At 47.6% G+C, this 18,852-nt stretch carries 15 protein-coding genes and 1 pseudogene; 10 read left to right on the top strand and 6 right to left on the bottom strand.

Annotated features, from left to right (window positions below):
- The 3 genes and pseudogenes from ACLQ6D_RS16915 to ACLQ6D_RS16905 form a co-directional block, all read left to right on the top strand.
- A pseudogene (locus tag ACLQ6D_RS16915) lies at positions 1-289 on the top strand (hypothetical protein); the annotation flags it as partial.
- Positions 290-354: 65 nt separating this feature from the next.
- Complete coding sequence (locus ACLQ6D_RS16910) at positions 355-1,419, top strand: fatty acid desaturase (RefSeq protein ID WP_411728479.1); 1,065 nt, start codon at positions 355-357, stop codon at positions 1,417-1,419.
- A gap of 325 nt (positions 1,420-1,744) precedes the next feature.
- A complete protein-coding gene (locus tag ACLQ6D_RS16905; RefSeq protein ID WP_411728478.1) occupies positions 1,745-2,935 on the top strand; it encodes a hypothetical protein in 1,191 nt (396 codons plus the stop codon).
- A 240-nt stretch (positions 2,936-3,175) separates the two neighbouring features.
- Here ACLQ6D_RS16905 and ACLQ6D_RS16900 read toward each other — a convergent pair whose 3' ends face one another.
- Complete coding sequence (locus ACLQ6D_RS16900; protein ID WP_411728477.1) at positions 3,176-3,475, bottom strand: hypothetical protein; 300 nt, start codon at positions 3,473-3,475, stop codon at positions 3,176-3,178.
- Positions 3,476-3,535: 60 nt separating this feature from the next.
- On the opposite strand from ACLQ6D_RS16900, the gene ACLQ6D_RS16895 reads away from it, so the two are divergent.
- The 3 genes from ACLQ6D_RS16895 to ACLQ6D_RS16885 all read left to right on the top strand — a co-directional run bounded on the left by ACLQ6D_RS16895 (position 3,536) and on the right by ACLQ6D_RS16885 (position 6,748).
- Positions 3,536-4,843 (top strand): hypothetical protein, encoded by a 1,308-nt coding sequence (locus ACLQ6D_RS16895; RefSeq protein ID WP_411728476.1) that lies wholly within the window; start codon positions 3,536-3,538, stop codon positions 4,841-4,843.
- A gap of 1,039 nt (positions 4,844-5,882) precedes the next feature.
- On the top strand, positions 5,883-6,302 hold the full coding sequence (locus ACLQ6D_RS16890) for an exonuclease domain-containing protein (RefSeq protein ID WP_411728475.1): 420 nt from the start codon (positions 5,883-5,885) through the stop codon (positions 6,300-6,302).
- 68 nt (positions 6,303-6,370) lie between these two features.
- Positions 6,371-6,748 carry a BRCT domain-containing protein gene (locus ACLQ6D_RS16885; protein WP_411728474.1) on the top strand — a complete coding sequence of 126 codons (378 nt, stop codon included), beginning with the start codon at positions 6,371-6,373 and terminating at the stop codon, positions 6,746-6,748.
- A gap of 30 nt (positions 6,749-6,778) precedes the next feature.
- On the opposite strand, the gene ACLQ6D_RS16880 is transcribed toward ACLQ6D_RS16885, so the two are convergent.
- Genes ACLQ6D_RS16880 through smc form a run of 3 tightly spaced genes read right to left on the bottom strand, consistent with a single transcriptional unit; the run spans position 6,779 to position 12,930 of the window.
- Positions 6,779-8,704: a BRCT domain-containing protein gene (locus tag ACLQ6D_RS16880; RefSeq protein ID WP_411728473.1), complete on the bottom strand. Its 1,926-nt coding sequence runs from the start codon at positions 8,702-8,704 to the stop codon at positions 6,779-6,781.
- Positions 8,705-8,720: 16 nt separating this feature from the next.
- Positions 8,721-9,419: a cell division protein ZipA C-terminal FtsZ-binding domain-containing protein gene (locus ACLQ6D_RS16875; protein WP_411728472.1), complete on the bottom strand. Its 699-nt coding sequence runs from the start codon at positions 9,417-9,419 to the stop codon at positions 8,721-8,723.
- Entirely contained in the window at positions 9,412-12,930 is a 3,519-nt protein-coding gene (smc, locus tag ACLQ6D_RS16870; RefSeq protein WP_411728471.1) for a chromosome segregation protein SMC, read from the bottom strand. The genes ACLQ6D_RS16875 and smc overlap by 8 nt, the downstream gene beginning before the upstream one ends.
- Before the next feature lie 54 nt (positions 12,931-12,984).
- Between smc and queF the strand changes: the two genes are divergently transcribed.
- Positions 12,985-13,374, top strand: a complete 390-nt coding sequence (queF, locus tag ACLQ6D_RS16865; RefSeq protein WP_411728470.1) for a preQ(1) synthase — start codon at positions 12,985-12,987, stop codon at positions 13,372-13,374.
- A 24-nt stretch (positions 13,375-13,398) separates the two neighbouring features.
- Positions 13,399-14,259, top strand: coding sequence for an archaetidylserine decarboxylase (asd, locus tag ACLQ6D_RS16860; RefSeq protein ID WP_411728469.1), 861 nt, complete (start codon positions 13,399-13,401; stop codon positions 14,257-14,259).
- A 281-nt stretch (positions 14,260-14,540) separates the two neighbouring features.
- Here the strand turns inward: asd and ACLQ6D_RS16855 are convergent, their stop codons facing one another.
- Positions 14,541-14,948: a ketosteroid isomerase-related protein gene (locus ACLQ6D_RS16855; RefSeq protein WP_411728468.1), complete on the bottom strand. Its 408-nt coding sequence runs from the start codon at positions 14,946-14,948 to the stop codon at positions 14,541-14,543.
- A 79-nt stretch (positions 14,949-15,027) separates the two neighbouring features.
- Entirely contained in the window at positions 15,028-15,567 is a 540-nt protein-coding gene (locus tag ACLQ6D_RS16850) for a DUF2062 domain-containing protein (RefSeq protein WP_411728467.1), read from the bottom strand.
- A 74-nt stretch (positions 15,568-15,641) separates the two neighbouring features.
- Between ACLQ6D_RS16850 and ACLQ6D_RS16845 the strand changes: the two genes are divergently transcribed.
- Together ACLQ6D_RS16845 and ACLQ6D_RS16840 are read left to right on the top strand one after the other, a co-directional pair.
- Positions 15,642-17,906, top strand: coding sequence for a DNA internalization-related competence protein ComEC/Rec2 (locus ACLQ6D_RS16845; protein ID WP_411728466.1), 2,265 nt, complete (start codon positions 15,642-15,644; stop codon positions 17,904-17,906).
- A gap of 174 nt (positions 17,907-18,080) precedes the next feature.
- A partial coding sequence (locus ACLQ6D_RS16840) for an NAD(P)-dependent methylenetetrahydromethanopterin dehydrogenase (protein WP_411728465.1) occupies positions 18,081-18,852 on the top strand: 772 nt, incomplete at its 3' end.

Here is an 18,852-nt window from a genome sequence, read left to right as displayed (position 1 = left end):
GGGCAAGGTTTATCTTCGTTTGTCTGAAGAACTCCGGTTTTGGGGCATTAACCCTGCTATTGTCGATGTCCACATTTCCATAGATAACCTGTCGTCAGGACATTCCGCACTGGCTATTAAAGCCATACAAGCGTACCTTGATGAAATTTCCGCCTGTTACGGCGAGCAAACTATGCAGGCGCATTGGCGACGCATTTATACAGGTTATTGTTCTTTACAAACCGTCAGCAATCGCTTTAAATTTTCACTTATGGGGCAGTATCTGTTGAAACGCCCGCGTGCTAAATAACAACTATTAAAAGGCACTATCATTATGTTGACCATTTATTCCCATAAAATTGCAGTGCAGCTGTGATGTCCGTCCGTTTTAAGCATTTGCTCTGCTTTATCTTACCGGGCAGCACTTTTTTGTTCCTGATAACTTCTTTGTTTCTAAAAAAGGGGACGCACGATATTGCCAACGCCTTGGTCTGGACGATCCCTTTCTTGCTGGTATTGCTGGCTGACTGGCTCAGCCCTGACTTTAAATCTGAAGCCCTCACTAAGTATTCAAAGAAGTTCTATGATGGCATCCTGTATGCCCTGACTTTTTTACAATTCGCAAACATCATTCTCATGCTGAATTACGTCAACCAGTTGCGTTGGGAATCCTATAACGACATCGTCATCAGCCTGGTTAACCTGGTTGTCATCCGGTTTTTGGTGGGGACAAGTTCTGGCACTTCAGGGATAGTTGTCGCCCATGAACTGATCCACCGTCCACAAGTCCCCTTGCAACTACTGGGTCGATTATTGTTATGTACCGTTTGTTATGAACATTTTGTCATCGCGCACAAGCGTGGCCATCACCTCAACCTGGGCATGCCCGATGATATAGCCACGGCGAGATTGGGCGAAAATTTTAAGGACTATTGGCGACGGGTTTATTTAGGTTACTTACGTTATGCCTGGCGTTCAGAACAAGATCGGTTAGCCCTCAGCCCCAATCACTATGGCGGCATTGCCCATAATCAAGTGTTTCAAGGATTGATGGTCGAGTTCGCGCTACTTATCTTAATCATCATCTATTACGGCTGGCTGGCTGCCTTCATGTTTCTTTACCAGGCTCTTGCCGCTGTCCGTATCTTGGAAACCGTAAATTATTTTCAACATTGGGGCTTGGAAAGCGGGCAATTTGGCAAAACCTACGGCTGGGTCAGCCATTCCTGGCTAAGCTGCTACGCCCTGATCGGCCTGTCTCACCACATTGGTCACCACGAGGACGAGAACAAACATTTTCATGAAATCGCCTATTCTGAGCAGGGCCCTATACTGCCTTATGGCTATTTCGTCATGAATCTCTGGGTCAAACTGGGCAACCCCTCGTATCAAAGAATGGCTATCCGGGAATTGGAAAATTTCCATCGTTCACAGCTTTAGCCACATCGCAACCGAGCAAAAGCTGGCCTTATCAAGCCAGATTTTAAAATATTCAGCACCAAGAGTGTGTTAGTATTAAAGCACTATCCGAAGTAATAAAGAACCGTACTGAAAACGCCCGGACAAAACCCATTTATGGCCAGCAATGTTGGGTAGTTTTTTATGACGGTATTCATATTCCAGTGAACCCATGCACTGGCAATTATTGAATTACGCACTATACGGCTAAATACAGCCGACCGCATGAGATTGGCCCAGATTAAGATGCGTTTTCAGATTACCTTTTTTCAAAAATAACCCAAATTTGTAGGTGTTAAAAAACTCTATGAATCACTCGACCGACAATAAACAATCCGATGACTTTTCCCTGGTACTGGGTGGCCCACTTTTTCAGCTTTTTATCCGCACCCGGATAAGCACCGATACGCTCGGTTTGCTTAAACGTCGGTTGATCTTCTTTCCCCTGTTTACCTGGTTGCCGTTGCTATTGCTTTCGGTGTTGGCCGGTGAGGCGGTAGGCGGCGATATTAAAGTCCCTTTTTTTTATGACATTGATGCGCACATCCGCTTTCTGGTGGCCTTGCCATTGCTGTTAGTGGCGGAGCTCGTAGTCCACCAGCGGATCAGGCTGATTGTCCGGCAATTTGTCGAGCGCGGGATTGTTCCACCGCAAGCCCGCCCGGAGTTCGAAGCCCTTATCGGCTCCGCGATGCGCCTGCGCAATTCAATGGTGATTGAGGTTTTGCTGATTGTCCTGGTGTTGACGGCCGGACATTACTTATGGTCAAGTCAGGTAGCGCTGGAAGCAGTCACCTGGTATGCGAGCATTGCGGATGGACATCAGCAGTCTTCTCCTGCGGGGTATTGGTACGCCTATGTCAGCATTCCGATTTTTCAGTTCATGTTATTGCGCTGGAATTTTCGCTTTTTCATCTGGGCGCGGTTTCTGTGGCAGGTTTCCCGTATGGATCTGCATCTCGTGCCGACTCATCCCGACCATGCCGCAGGACTCGGTTTTCTCGGGGGAAGCGCGGCTGCATTTATGTCATTGCTGCTGTCGCAAGGTGCCTTGCTTGCAGGCCAGATCGCCAACCACATTTTCTATGAGGGCGAGACACTGCTGGACTTTAAAACGGAGATCGTCGGCGTTGCAGTGTTTTCTTTGCTGCTCGTGCTCGGACCCTTGTGCGTGTTCGCCCCCCGCCTGGCTCAAGCCAAGCGGCAGGGGTTGCTTGAGTATGGCGCACTGGCGAGCCGCTATGTTGATGAGTTTGACCAGAAATGGCTGCGCGGTGCGGCACCGACTGATGAACAACTTATCGGTAGCGGCGATATACAATCCCTGAACGACCTGGCGGGCAGCTTTGAAGTGGTTCACAGTATGCGACCGTTTCCGTTCGGCAAGGCCGTTGTGCTGCAAACCGCTATTGCGGCGCTGTTGCCGGTGCTGCCACTGGCATTGACGCTGATTTCGCTGGAAGATATGGTTAAACGTTTGCTTGGGATTTTGTTATGATGAGGTAAAAGAAATTAAGGCATTGGATTCAACCTAAGGAAGGCCTGAATAAGCCCTCTCCTTGCGGGAGACGGTTGGGTTAGGAGGTTGAAATCAACAACATTCGGATAGTCTTGTCGCTCCTTCCTCGAAGCTTCAACGTTCTGAGGTGACAATTGTAGTGTTATCGAAATGCGCTTGTCCTCTAGCATTCATGTTAAACTCAAACAAATCGTACTCGATATTGAACACAGTTAGAGTTTAAGCGTTAAAAGGTTTTTTTCCCGCCGCGATAGCGGCTTCGCCCAACAAATTGCTCAACTCGGACGTGCAAAAATGCGTAGGGTGCAATCCGTAACGAAGCGTGACGGGTTTGTTTGTAAACCAGTGGATTATCAATTCGAACCCCGTTTGCGCCACAATCGCAATGCAACGAACACCGGAAATGTTGGGTTGCCAAACAGTCGGCAATTCAATAGGGCTATCGTTTATCAGAAATATCCTTAAGGAGCCTATACCTTCATGCGCGCAGTGCTTCAGCCTTCCTGTCCGTATGCCCATAGATGGGCGCCTAAAGTCGTTCTGCTACTCGCCCTGGCCTTGAGTGCGAGCGCTTGCAATTTGCTCAAAAGCACCCTGGAATTGCCTGAAAAGGGCATCCGCTCCATGCTTTCGCTCAACCAGGAAAATGGGCCGCCCGATCCCGTCGAACTGCAATCCGAGTTGCTCCGCTTTGCTGACAATTCTATCAAAGCGCTCAATGTCGTCGGCAGTAAGTTACAGCGAGAAGATGATCAGGCCCCCCGAAGGCGCACTCTTTTGATGCGCCGCATTGCCATCACCAACGATATGTTGGCCATTGCCACTGGGGCCAACACCTATGCCAACCTCCTCGATATGGTCATCTTCGCCAGCTTGAACCGGATGAATGTCGAGGATTATTGGATGCCCAAGTTCTATGGCGAATCAGCTAAACCTTATCTGCTCGCCTCTCAAGAGGTAGAGAAGGAGATTTGGCGGATCGCCGCGACGACGCTGAAAAAAGAACAGATCTCGGAACTGCGTGCCGCCATCAAAACTTGGCACGAGCAACACCCAAATGTGCGTTCACCCCGTGATCTCGGATCGCTGGGCTTCTCGTCCGAATTCGCACGGATGAACCGCAGTCCTCAGCCAGGGATGACCGGTAGTGTCTTCAACTTGTTCGCCATCGACCCATTAGCGGGGCTCGACCCCGCCACACTCGAACTGGCCAACACCCGTCTGTTCGCGGAACGCGGCTTGTTCCTGGCTCGGCACATGCCGACCCTGATCCGCTGGGAAACCGAGTTGCTGGTCATCCAGACGGCGGAAATGCCTCAGATGGATAAGTTGCTGACCAATACCGCCCAACTGTCCGAATCGGCAGACCGGTTCAGCCAGACGGCGGAACGCCTGCCCGGACTCATCAGTGCCGAGCGCCAACAAATCGTCCAAGCCTTGAACGCGCAACAGCCAGGACTCACCAGCCTCGCCGCACAGACCGAGAAAGCGCTAGACGAAGGCAAACAGATGTCTAATGCATCCACCGCCACCCTAAAGACTTTTCAAGATGTGTTGCGGCAACTCCAAGCCAGCCCATCGAATCCGAACGCAGAGCCCTTCCGCATCAAAGATTACATAGCCGCCGCCGCGCAGATCAACGCCGCCGCACAAGACTTGGTGAAATTGTTGCAAGCCTTTGACCAGACCCTGGCTCCCGGCAAGCTTGAAGGACTGTCAACCCGATTGGACGCGCTGACCCGGGAAGCCCAGTCCAACGGTAAAGAATTAGTGGATTATACGTTCAGGCAAACCTTGTTCCTGGGTTTGATTCTGATTGGTTCCGCTTGCGGGATGGTGCTTGCTTCCGCCGTGGCTTTTTGGAGATTGAAGAAGAAATTTGCTTGAGCCGTCATCCAAACTGAAGGGCTGGATTCGCACTAGAGACTGTGAAAGTATTCTAATTTCGTTTTGAATTTTCAATTTCAGAAGCTAAGAATCAATAACTTACAGCAACTTTTTTCGGCAAAATAGCCTTCAAGTTGCTTGGTGGTCAATTGATCAAGGCAACAATCAAGTGTCTTGAGGCCCGCCGAACAGCCCGTACGTAGCTATCGATAGTCTTGTCGCTCATTCTGCGAAGCTTCAACGTTCTAAGGTGACGATTGTAGTGTTATCGAAATGCGCTTGTCCTGTAGCATTCACGTTAGACTCCAACAAATCGTACTCAACATTGGGTACAGTTCGAGTTTATGCTTTATGAGATTTTTTCGCTGCGATAGCGGTTCCGTCCAACGCCGCGATGGGTGTGACACTGCAAAACTTGGAGTCATAATAACGACACACTGACCGTATTATGATTTGCAAGCTACGGATTAGCAACCCAACTCCGAAAAGCAGTTTTCGGAGTTTCCCTTAACCATAATGAGAGTTTGAAAGGAACTACACTACGAACGACAATGCTGAATCGAAGCTCCTCCAAGAGGCTATAGCACCCCATACTCCCTGGAAAAAATGGGCCCCCTACCTCAGCGAACGCTAGTGGGATACCGTACGGGAGGATTACAGCAGGCTCAGGCAAGGCAGATCGGTGGCGACCAGTGAACGGCACGGCGGAAAAGTTCCAGAATGACCCGCACTGGCGGGATCTAATCCTCTTCCACGAATACTTCAACGGCGACAATGGCGCGGGTATCGGGGCCAGCCACCAGACCGGCTGGACTGGCTGTATCGCTCGGATCATTCACATGCGTTAGGAGACAGGAGTCGATCAGTCCCCAGAAGCATCCCAGGTGCTTTGTCTGCGAAGCAGAGTTAAGGTATTCAATAGGAGATTTTATTTGAATGTTGATGTTGAGAGCAATTTTAAACTATAACAATTTCGAACAAATTCGTGTTGCGTTTACTAGAACGTGTAACGTGGGAAAAATAAGAGTGGAGGAAGTACATGAACTTCGTTGCGATTGATGTTGAGACTGCTAACCTAAACTTTGCGAGCATTTGCCAGATTGGTGTTGCTGAGTTTCGCGATGGAGTACTATACGATACGTGGGAATCTTTGGTCGATCCAGAAGACTACTTCGATGAGATGAATATTGCAATCCATGGCATAGATGAGTGGACGGTTCGAAGCGCACCAAAGTGGCAGATTGTTTACGAACTTCTTGTGCCCTGGTTGCAAGGTAAAGTGGTCGCAAGTCACACGCCCTTTGATTGTGTAGCCCTATTTCGGGCGTGTGAAAAGAAAGGCCTTGCTCCACATGACTGCACTTGGCTTGATACTGCCCGTGTAGTGCGACGCGCATGGCCAGTCTTTGCACAAAAAGGTTACGGTTTGGCCAATGTAACTAAACAACTAAACACCTAAATATCCAGTTCCAGCATCACAATGCCAAAGAAGATGCAAGAGCAGCCGGCGAGGTTTTACTTCGAGCAATGGCTGAAACTGGCTTAACACTTGAACAATGGCTTGACCGAACGGCTAAACCAATTAATCCACTTTCTATAAGACCAATTTCAAGATCTGGTAATCCAGATGGGCCACTATTTGGAGAGAAACTGGTCTTCACAGGCGCTCTCTCCATCCCACGTCGAGAAGCAGCAGACTTAGCTGCCGCTGCTGGTTGTGAGGTCGAAAGTAGTGTAACCAAGCACACCTCTGTTTTGGTTGTAGGAGATCAAGATATAGCCAGACTTTCAGGATACAAAAAAAGCAGTAAGCACCGCAAAGCCCAAGACCTAATGGCACACGGTCAAAGAATCAGGATTATGGGTGAGAGCGATTTTCGGCGACTTTGGGCTCTTCCCACATAAAAGAATATTTATTTTCCAACCCTACTTACGCTAACCCAGTAGTGCTAAATATTCCTCTTCACTGATAACAGTCACACCATTTTCCCTGGCTGCGGATATTTTTGTCACGCCCACCTCGCTACCCGTTACCAGTAAATCGGTTTTTCCTGTCACTGAGCTAGCTACTTTTGCACCCAAACGCTTGGCTTCCTTGGTCATGTCATCGCGTTTGCCATGAACCATGGTGCCGGTAAAGACAAGGGTTTTCCCGGCTATCGGGCTAGATTTTTCTTTTTGTTCGGTTATCAAAGGTGTCTGGATGAGATTGAAACCTAATTGATAGATCTTCAGGAAATCGTCTTTGATCAGCGCCAAACACTCGACGACTGCGGAGGCGGTTTTTTCGGCAAAGCCCTCAATAAGGATTATATCGTCTATCGTTAAAGCGAAAATATTCAGCAGCCGGTGATGCTGTAATAAGCGCTCACAGTTACCTAAGCCCATGCGATAAATGCCAAAAGCGCCCAGGAAGCGCCAGTCTTCAATGGCTTCAGTTCTGCTGCGTTGCAATTGATTTAACAAGTTTTTTGCAAGAATATGTACTTTATCTTTACTCCCTAATTTCGCATTGACTAATTGTTCTAAGGTTAGTTGATAAATGGCGTAAACCGAGTTAATACCCGAAACATGGAGTTTTTTAATGGTTTTCTCACCAAAGCCATCATTATTGGCGAGTGTCCTGAAAAAATGCTCAATGGTATTTTCAATTTGCGCGGGACATTGGCTGGTGTTCAAACAGTAGAGATAATCGCAATCCCAAACCAGGGTGCTGCCGCAACTGGGGCAAAACTCGGGGATTTGGGGAGGCTGCGGGGTTATCACCCGTTCAATTTTAGGGATGACCATGCCGCTGCGGGTCAGTTCTATCAGTGTGCCTTCACCAATCCCCTGCTCTTTGACCATGCCATAATGATGCGCTGTGGCCCTGGAGATCATCGCTCCGCTCAGCCGCGTGGGTTCCAATTCGGCGACCGGGTTGACCCGCCCTGAACGTGAGGTTTGTGGCGTGACGCGCAAAACTTTAACGTGGGCGGTTTCCGCATTGCTCTTATAGGCTATTTGCCAGCGGTGATGATGCCGGGTGGCTCCCAAGTGCTGCTTGAAGCGCTCATCCGTTACTTCAAAGATAACGCCATCGACATCGTAATCGACCACGGTATGGACGTTGGCAACTATAGCTTCAAAATCTGAAATCAGTTCTGCGGACGGGCCTTGCCAATCCGGTAGTTCACAAAATGGATAAAAAACGGCCGCCTGGTTCTGTATGGCTTCCAGGGCGTGTTGTTCCAGCTCTTTCTCTTTTATGACGCTGGCCTGGAAATTTCTGGCATTTTCAAACGTGTCGGCCAAATGGGCATTGAAATAGCTTTGGTTGACGACGATTTCGCCTGCGCCCAGTCCGCGTTTGCCACTGCCGCCCACGATCATGCCACGCTCGAACACGCGGGAAATATCCGTGCCCTTACGTCCATCGCCCCGGGTATAGAGCACCTGCCCATCATCATAAGCGGCGAAGCCGTCCAGCTTTGGCGTTGCCCTGAATACCAAGGTTTCAGGGTCGATTTCCAATTCTTGTGCGGCTTTTTCAATATTGGATAGCCATTTTTCGATGCTGCTTTTGGTGTAGGCTTTTTCGGTGGAAAGCATACGCTGTGGTAAGGTTACCGTTTTACCGGCGAAAGCCTTTTCCGGTTCTACTGTATTTAGGAATGGGTGATTGGGATTTCGTTTTTGGAGTTCAGCCAGAAATATTGAGTCATAGGCCTCATCAGAAATGAGCGGCTCACCGCTACGGTATAAGGCGTTACAGACTTGCAGAAACTCAAGCAGTTCGTCATCTGACAAACCGCTGGCTTGAGTTTGCTTGGCTATTTCTACTATTCTTTCTGGATTTGCTAAGGATTTCCAGTTGGGCATTGCTAAGTACGGCTCGTTATAGGCTTTGTCTGATTGCCTGGATAGTCGCTTCGGTCAGCGGTTGCCTTTGGTGATCCCAAATAACGCCATCCAGTTCATTGGCCACTGTTTTAATGGTGTCTACAAAGTCATCAAATACGGTTTGGGCATCTTCTAAATTCTGGTGTTGGAGATAAAACACGATGCCAGGGCAAGTAAATGATGCCAAGTATTCGCCTTCCGGGAAAGTGCCGGGTTCGACCATACAGGCAACGCCATAATCGACATCGCCGTTTTTGTTGACCCGTTCGTATATTTTCAAATCCCCATATTCAAGGTCAGCCATTCCGAACGCAAGAACCAGGTCAATGCCATTAAAACCTTCGGCATCATTGGCTATGACACCAAATTGAATAATGTCTGGTAGCGCAACACGCGGGTCGGGTTCGATGTCATCATCGAAAACTTCGTTAAATTCAGTATCCCAACCCGAATCTTCATCCGTATCGAGTGTGTGCTTTGCCGATCCCAAAGAGATGATATCAAAATCGTCGCGTTCTGTATGCAGTTTTAATGAGTCATTAACAGCGCCGGAAGAACCGATAACCTGTTCGTTCTCAAGAGCATCCAAATCTTTTTCCGCCCTTCGGCCTTTTATGTAGCCCCATAAAATCATGCCGATAATGACCAGCAAGCCAGTGGTTATGATAACTATTCTTAAAAGTTCTTTATCCATTAGTTTCCGCCAGACTAACTGCTTCATCAATATCAACCGCCACCATCCGAGATACGCCCGGCTCTTTCATGGTGACCCCCGCGAGCTGCTTCGCAATTTCCAAAGTGACCTTATTATGGGAAATATACAGGAATTGTATAGATTCTGACATATCTTCCACCATTTGTGAAAAGCGTCCCACATTTGCGTCATCGAGCGGGGCATCGACTTCATCCAGCAAACAAAACGGCGCTGGATTCAGTTCAAAAATCGAGAACACCAGTGCTACCGCAGTCAACGCTTTTTCGCCACCCGATAGCAGATGAATGGAGCTAATGCGCTTACCGGGTGGCCTGGCAATGATGTTTACGCCTGATTCTAGCAGGTCGTCCTCAGTCAATTTCAGGTAAGCCTGTCCGCCACCAAATAATCTTGGAAACTTTTCTTGCAAACCCGCGTTGATTTTATCGAAAGTTTCTTGAAAACGCAGCTTGCTTTCTTTGTCGATTTTACTGATGGCTTGATCTAAGGTGTTCAGGGCTTCGGTCAGGTCGGCATGTTGTTCATTGAGAAAATTCATGCGCTCGGATTGCGCTTGGAATTCTTCGATAGCGGTCAGGTTAATCGTACCCAAGCGCTCGATTTGTTCGGCCAGATCATCGACTTTGCGTTTCCAGTTGGGTTCTTCGGCATCTTGGGGCAGGGTTTTTAAGACTTCTTCTGCATCGGCGTTAATCTCGTTTAGCTGTTCATTGACGCTTTGTTGGCGGACTTTGCTTTCTTGCAGGTCTAGGCGATAAGTATCCAGTTTTTCCCGTTGTTTTTCCAGGTCACGCTCAGTTTGCGTGTGGTTTTCCGATAATTGCGTAATTTGCGCTTCGATTTCGTCCAATAGTCGGCGCTGATTTTTTAATTGCGCTTCTAATTCCTGCTTATCCTGAACAAGTTGTTCCAATTGTTTTTTTTCACCATCGATAGGCGCCAGCGTTTGTTCGAGTTTGTCTTTAAGCTCAGTGATACGGCTCAAGGCTTGTTGTTGTTGTGTTTGCAGCCGTTCAACCTGCCTGCCGGTCAGGTTTTCAGAAGCGCGTAAAGATTCCATCTGCGCCCTGATGCTGTAGACTTGTTGTCTTGCCTCATTCGCAGCTTGTTCGACCCGATGGTGCTGGTTTTGTAATTCCTCGTTGCGGCTATCCAGTCTTAGTCGATTTCCATCTTGTTTGGCAATGACTGTTTCTGCTTCGTTCAATAACGATTTGGCCGTAACCAGTTTTTCGGCATTCTCGGTAATTTCCTCTGTAATCGTTTCTTGCTCGTTGTTGATATGGGCTAAACGGCGTTGATGCTGGTCGAGCCTAGCGCTTATCGCGCTGGCTTCGGATTGTTTTTGGCTAAGCTCAACACCCAAAACATTGTGTTGTTGTTGAATAGCCTCACGATTGCTTTCAATTTCTTTAAGCCGGTGTTCAGCGTTTTGCGTTTGATCGTCTAAGGTTTCGATAGCGGTTTGTAACTCTTCCTGCCGTTGTTTGTGCTGGCCTAATTCCTTTTCCCGTTGCAGTACACCGAATTTAGTGTCTTTTTGGTGTTTAACGCAAATCCAGCCTGGGCCAACCCAAGTGCCGCCTGGGGTAATGACCGATTCATGTGGTTTAAGCTGTAACGATAATGCCCTTGCTGTTAGAATGTCGTCAGCGCAGTAAATGCCTGAAAGGAATGAACTTAAATCCCAAGGCGCACTGACTTTAGCTAGCAGTCGGCTATGGTTGTCGTTTTGGGGCGGAGAAGTAATACTGGTGCGGGTTTCAAACAAGGTTAAGGAACTGTCATCGAGTTGACTCAATTCAGGGATACAGCGCTCAGCATTATCAATGCAGATAGCTTCCAGATTGCCTTCAAGTACCGTTTCCACTGCCATTTCCCAGCCTGGTGCAACGTCCAGAAACTCGGCTAAACGACGATTATTGCTTAATCCCATTTTGTCTAGCCAGTCGTTTAGCTTTTTGTTGTCCTTCCCCATGGCATGTTGTTGTAACAATTCCAGGGATGTTATTTTGCCTTTGACATGCTGGAGTTCAGTTCGATGATGATGCAATTCCGTATGAAAATGCTTAATCTGTCCGCGATGGTCAGTTATGGTTTGCCGATGATTTTCTAATTGCGCATGGAAGTCGTCGCGTTGGTTTTTTAACAAGCCAATGGCAGCGGTTAATGACTCAATCTCGTTGTGAAATTCATGGGCGGATAATTCCTTGCGCTCAGCGTACAATTTGTCCATGCGGATTTGCAACTGTTGATTCAGGCTTTCTAATTGCTTGATGGTAACCCGTTGAATTTCTGCTTGTTCCTTGAATTTAGCACTTTCAGTGCGGTAGGTTTCCCAATGTTCTTGCCAAACGTTTTTTTGTTGTTGGTGGTCTTTAAGGGAATGTCCAGTTTCTTGCTCGTGTTTTTCAGCGGTATTCAGTGCGGCTTCGGCTTCTAAAATGGCTAGGTTGATCGTTTCTAAAGCCAGCAAATCGGCTTCAATTTCAGTATGGGATTGATCGGCTTGTTGCTGGGAACGGTTGATTTCCTGAAGGGCTTCCTCATGGCTGGTTTCGTTGAACCGGATGGCTTGCTCAAGGCTGCTGACTTCGGCAACCGCTGTGTAGTAGTCCGATTGGATTTGGTTTAGCTGTTGTTGTTGCGTTTTATAATCAGTCCGTCTGTGTTCGATTGCCGAAGTAAGCTCACGTAAGTTTGTAAAGAGGCGGTTATGTTCCAAAGCCACCTCTTGTAGCTTGGCTTCCATATCTTGCGCCGCTTGATGGTAAAGTTGCCAGCGCATAGCCAGTAATTCCAGCTTGAATTGGCGCTCCTGTTTTTTTAATGCCGTATATTTTTCCGCTTTTTCCGCTTGTTTTTGCAGGTGTTTGATTTGCTTATCGACTTCATCACGTAAATCGTCCAGGCGTTCCAGGTTTTCCCTTGTGTGTTTCATGCGGGTTTCAGTTTCGCTGCGGCGTTCCTTATATTTCGAGATACCCGCCGCTTCTTCGATATGGATACGTAAATCTTCCGGCTTTGCTTCCACCATCCTCGAGATCGTGCCTTGCTCGATAATGGCATAACTTCTGGAGCCTAAACCCGTGCCTAGAAATATATCGGTAATATCCTTGCGGCGGCATTTGGCACCGTTTAGCAGATATAAGGATTGCCCATCACGGCTGACCTGGCGCTTGATAGCGATACTGTTGTAATGGGCATATTCGCCGCCAATCTTGCCTTCACTGTTATCAAATACCAGTTCAACGGAGGCGGTGCTAACCGGTTTCCGGGTGGACGAACCATTGAATATCACATCAGCCATGCTGCCGCCACGCAAATGCTTGGCCGAACTTTCGCCCATCACCCAGCGGATGGCATCGATGATGTTGGTTTTCCCGCAGCCATTGGGGCCGACGATGGCCGTCAGGTTGCCGTGAACGGGGATGACGGTTGGATCAACAAAGGATTTAAAGCCTGAAAGTTTGATTTTTTCCAGTTTCATAACTGGTAGAATAATCCCTTAATTGAATGAGAATGACGCGTATTATTAACGATAATGACAACAAAACCAAGCAAAGACCTGGAAACTTTTCCCAACCCGCAGCCAGGCCGGGATTATACGATACGTATTACCATTCCTGAATTTACCTGCCTTTGCCCAAAGACAGGGCAGCCTGATTTTGCCACCCTAACTATCGAATATGTTCCGGCTGGATTATGTGTGGAGCTAAAGGCGCTCAAATTGTATGTATGGGCATTCCGTGACCAAGGCGCATTTCACGAAGCCGTCACCAATGAAATGCTTAATCATATTGTCAACGCCATTGCCCCCAACTTCATGCGTATTCGTGCCGAGTTTAATGTGCGTGGCGGCATTTACACTACCGTGATCGCCGAGCATAAGAACCCTGACTGGAAAGCACCAGATTTAGTCAATCTCCCTTAATCCCTGATCCTCCCAATTTTATTCATGGACATAAAAGACGCACTGACCACCTTGCCGCAATACGTATTGCCCCAGCATACCTTATCTAAACTGATGAGCTACATTACTCATTCAGAAAACAAATCCCTCAAGAATTGGTGTATCACCACGATTATCAAGCATTATGGCGTAAACATGGACGAAGCTAAGGAACAAAGTCTGGATGCTTTTAAGAGTTTCAACCATTTTTTTACTCGTGAACTAAAGCCGGAAGTCAGGCCTTTAACTGCCGGAGAAGGTGCCATTGCTTGCCCTGCCGATGGTTCGGTCAGTCAAGCGGGTAATATTACGGATGGCAAGATTTTTCAAGCCAAAGGTATGTTGTTTAACACGGTTGATTTGTTGGGTGGGGATGCCGAACGTGCCGAACCCTTTAAAGACGGTGTTTTTGCGACGATTTACCTGTCGCCGAAAGACTACCACCGCTTGCACATGCCACTAACAGGTACGTTAAGGGAAATGGTGCATATCCCAGGCCGACTATTTAGCGTGAACACCGCCACCACGCGCTCTGTGCCTAGACTGTTTGCACGGAATGAAAGGGTTGCGGCCATTTTCGATACCGAGGCAGGGCCGATGGCCTTGGTGTTGGTGGGAGCCATTTTTGTCTCTAGCATCGAAACCGTTTGGCACGGTGTGGTCACACCGCCGAGAGCCCCTTCCGTGCAAAGCTGGCACTACCAGAAAAAAGCCCCGTCCCTGAAAAAAGGTGAAGAAATGGGTCGGTTCAATATGGGATCTACGGTTATCGTCTTGTTTGGTAAAGATAAAGTGCAGTGGGATAATGAGTTCAAGGCTGATAAATTGGTAAAACGTGGGAAGATGGTTGGCAAAGTACTTGTTTAATGGTTTTGTAAGGCGCAATAGCTATAGCATATTGCCTTACACTTAAGATTTTCAATCCATTATCCCAATAATAGCCATGAATTTTTCACATGGTTTTTATAAGTATTTTATGCTTAACCTCCTCTTTTTACTTTACTTTGCAGCCTTGTGGAGGTTTAACGTATGGCCTTTATTGTTGAGAGAAAAACATTCCAGCACCAAGTTATTTGTGGATAAATTCTAACTAACTTCATGATACTCTTCTTGATGTCTAAAACTTATCTCCCACTTGATGTAATCTGTTAGCCGCTAACCTGGGCTATCCAATCCTGCAAGTTATAGTAATTAGTGATTCGTGCCACTTTGTTGTCGCGTATCTCGAAAAAAGCGCCCCCAGGGAGGCGATATTCTTGGCCTTTAGCCGCTGGCAAGTCTTCATCGGATTTAAGATACGAGCCTAAGACAACAAATTCTGCAGCAGCTCGAGCGCCATTTGGTGTTGCCATAATCACCATATCGACCAGTTGCTCTTTATAGTTGAAATTCATGCAGGCCATGAACTGAGTAAACGCTTCCTTGCCGATCTCGCGTTTGCCCTGATTGATGTCATGGATAACATCATCAGTCAGCAGGTTTAAAAAAGTGTCCATATCGCCACTGTTGAAAGCGGCGTAGTATTGTTCTATAAGGTTAATGGTCTTTGGGTTCATGATTACATCGTTACGCTAAATGAAAGAAGTATTAAGAAATGGATTTAAGCAGGAAAATAATGCTTACAGAAATTGATTTCTAGCCAGATTGGCTTGTTCGTTTTTGTTTTCTTTCTGCCCATTTCTTGTTGACTTGATAACGCCAGAAAGAATCCATGCCAATGTAGCCGGCAAGGGAACACATCAAACCTAAAATAAGGCATCCCAGCAAGAACGGCCCAATCACATCACCCAATCCAGACCAAAGCCCTTCTATAGAAAAGACAAAATCATCAGCGGGTGATGGACGACCAGAAAACCAAAGGCCAACCCGGTAGGAAAAATAAAACAACGGTGGCATGGTGATGGGATTGGTGACCCACACCAAAGCGACAGAAATAAGCAAGTTTGCCCGAAAATAAACCGCCCCTGCGGCTGCGAAAGCCATTTGCGTGGGCGTAGGCGCCCAGGCGAAAAAAAGACCTATAGCAACCGCTGCGTTTATGGAACGTCGGTTGATATGCCAGAGATTGGGGCTTTTCAACCTGTCGCCAAGAAACTGGAGGCTTTTGTGTTGTTTAATCGCCTCGGGATCAGGCACAAATTTGTGTATTATTTTTTTTATGAATTCCTTAGCCATGTGTGTTTATTGTTATGTTATGTTCTGCTCAGTTAAGTTTACCAGATTTTCACCCTAAATAATTAGCGCACTCAATGGTTGTATTTGTCCTGATTTTTCTTGCCGGAATCGTATGTGTTCAACAGATGCCAGCATTGCCCGAGACCGACTGGCTGGCAGTGGGGGCTGTTGGTTTTGGCATTTTGGCATGGTTGCGGTATTGGCGGGGCTTATTTTTTGTAGCTGGAGTGATATGGGCCGTTGTATTTGCTTCGATCAGATTAACCGATCGTTTGCCAGAGCAGTTGGCAGGGCAGGACATTCAGGTTCAAGGTTATATTGCTGATTTACCTGAACATGAGGAGAATCATGTGCGTTTTAATTTCAGGGTAGTAAAGTCGGCAGAGAACGTACCAGACACACTCAGGCTAACTTGGTATTATCCGGATCAGCCAATAAAAGCCGGTCAGGATTGGTCATTTACGGTCAGGTTAAAGCCACCGCACGGTAATTTTAATCCTGGCGGCTTTGATTATGAGCGCTGGTTATTTGTTGAAGGCATCGGCGCTACGGGTTATGTCCGCACCAAACCCGAACCTAAATTGATGGACAGCGGCTCTACAAAGACTAGCCTACTAGTTTGGCGACAGCATATTGCCGAGCAATTAGGGCAAATAATGCCAAATAGTGACAGTTTGCCGCTAATCAAAGCGTTGACTATCGGGGATGGAGATAGCCTTTCTCCGCTGCAATGGGACATATTTCGCAGGACTGGCACTACCCATTTGATGGTTATTTCAGGTTCCCATATTGGTTTGATTGCAGGGCTGGTTTACTTGATAGTAATCAGGCTATGGGCTTGGTCAGGTGTTTTGGCCTGGTCGCCCCAGAAAGTCGCTGCCATTATGGCGTTGGCAACTGCGATATTTTATGCGGGATTAACAGGATTTTCTGTACCCGCCCAGCGTTCTGCGTTGATGATCGCTATCGCCATGATCGCAGTCGTCCAGCAGCGTAATACCCGGCCTTATAATGTGCTCGCTGTTGCTTTATTCGCCGTTCTGGTTGTTGATCCATTAGTGGTTTTATCAGCCGGTTTCTGGTTGTCGTTTATTGCCGTCAGCCTGATTATTTATTCCATCGCCGGGCGACTGGGAAAACCAGGTTTTTTTCGTGGTAGCATCAAGATCAACTGGGTGACTTCGATAGGATTAGCGCCATTATTGCTGTACTTTTTTCAGCAGGTTTCGCTGATTGCGCCGCTTGCCAATCTAATCGCAGTGCCAGTCATCAGTCTGGTGGTTGTCCCTTTAGCGTTGCTTGCAACGTTGGTCATGTTCATTGCGCCGCTAGTGGCGGGAAAACTGTTTTTTGTCGTGGATATGGCATTACAAGGATTATGGTGGGGTTTAGTCAAATTAGCCGATCTTCCCTTATCGACAATAACCCATATTCAACCCTCATGGTGGGCATTATGTTTTGCTGTACCTGGCATACTGCTACTGTTTGCGCCTAATGGAACGCCTTCCCGTTGGTTAGGTTTGGTCATGCTGTTTCCTTTGGCCTTTACTGAATCAAGCAAGATAGAACCCGGTGCTATCAAGATGACCTTGCTGGATGTCGGACAAGGTTTATCGGTAGTCGTGCAAACTACGAATCATATCCTGGTTTACGATACGGGGGCGAAGTTTTCTTCGACCAGCGACATGGGCCTAAGCGTTTTGGTGCCTTTTTTGCGGAGCCTAGGCATTGATAAGATGGACAGCCTGATTGTCAGTCATGGTGATAACGACCACATCGGTGGCGTTGATTCCTTGATGGCTAATTTGCGTGCTGAAAATACTTTGACCAGTGTGCCGCAGCAATTACGCAATTACGCTCCAGTCCAGTGTAAAGCCGGGCAATCATGGTTGTGGGATAAGGTCAAGTTTTCCATAATGTCCCCACAGACAAACAATCTTTTATCGGAAAATGACAATTCTTGCGTCCTGCAAATTCAGGCGCAACACGGTACAGCATTGCTAACCGGAGATATTGAGGCGGCGGCTGAGTCGTGGTTGGTCGAGACTTATGGCGATAAGCTCAAGGCTGATGTTTTAGTGGCTCCCCATCATGGCAGCCAAACCTCGTCAACATCCGCGTTTTTGGAAGCGGCTCAACCCAGTGTCATCTTGATTCCTGCCGGTTACCGGAACCAATTCGGGCATCCCCATCAGGAAGTTCTCCAGCGTTACCGGGATTTACATGTTGAATGGTTCAATAGCGCAGAAGATGGCGCTATTCAGGTGACTGTTGATAATCATCTTGAAGTCGAATCATGGCGTGAAACTGAAGGCCGGTACTGGAATTATAAAAAGTGACACAGGTACAAGGCAAAAGGCGCAAGGTGAAAAACGACAGACTTGAACCTTTTGCCTTTTGCCTTCGTGTTCTTTGAATAGTTGCAAAAAATAAATGCAAGGAAGATTATGCACCCTGTGTTAATCCCGCGAATTTTCTTTTATACTTTCGCGCTGTTTACTTGAGGACATACCATGGAAAAACCGTACATTTTACACATGCTGACCACGGCAAAAAACCTTAGCCCCTTTGATGTCAATATGGCGATGGATGCCGGTTGGGTTTCTGCCATACCTTATACCAATGTGGAGCTCGGCGAAATTCAGGGCCTGGTTCAAGATGCCATTTTTTCCCGCAGTGCAAAAAATTTAAAACGCACCGCGATCTTCATCGGTGGCCGCGATACCAAACAGGCCATGGATATGCTGAAAATGGCTAAACAGGCCATGGTTCCTCCTTTTGAAGTGTCAGTGTTTGCCGATCCTAGCGGCGCATTTACAACAGCAGCAGGTATGATGGCTGCCGTCGAATGTGAATTAATGACGAAATTTAACACGACATTGGCAGGTAAAAATATGTTGGCCCTTGGTGGGACAGGACCCGTGGGACAAGCGGCGGCGGTGATTGCAGCAAAAGCAGGGGCAAATGTGAGGATCATCGGTCGCCAACTTGAAAAAGCCCAGCACATCGCCGAACTATGCAGCAACGAATTTGGCGAAGGTAAGAACACCGTAACAGCCGGAGCGGACGCGGATAAGGCCGAATACATCAAGACAGCCGATATCGTCGTAGCAACGGGAGCGGCGGGGATCGAATTGTTAAGCGCCGAATTAGTGGCATCTGCCCCCCAATTAAAGGTTGCAGCCGATGTTAATGCTGTCCCACCATCAGGTATTGCGGGTGTCGATGCTTTCCAAAATGGTGCAGCTATTGCCGGTTCAACTAGTGGTGCGGTCGGAATCGGCG

Source organism: Methyloglobulus sp. (assembly GCF_046714055.1).
Taxonomy (GTDB): Bacteria; Pseudomonadota; Gammaproteobacteria; order Methylococcales; family Methylomonadaceae; genus Methyloglobulus.
Note: the sequence above shows the minus strand (reverse complement) of the source record. Positions and strands in the feature narration are given on the sequence as shown.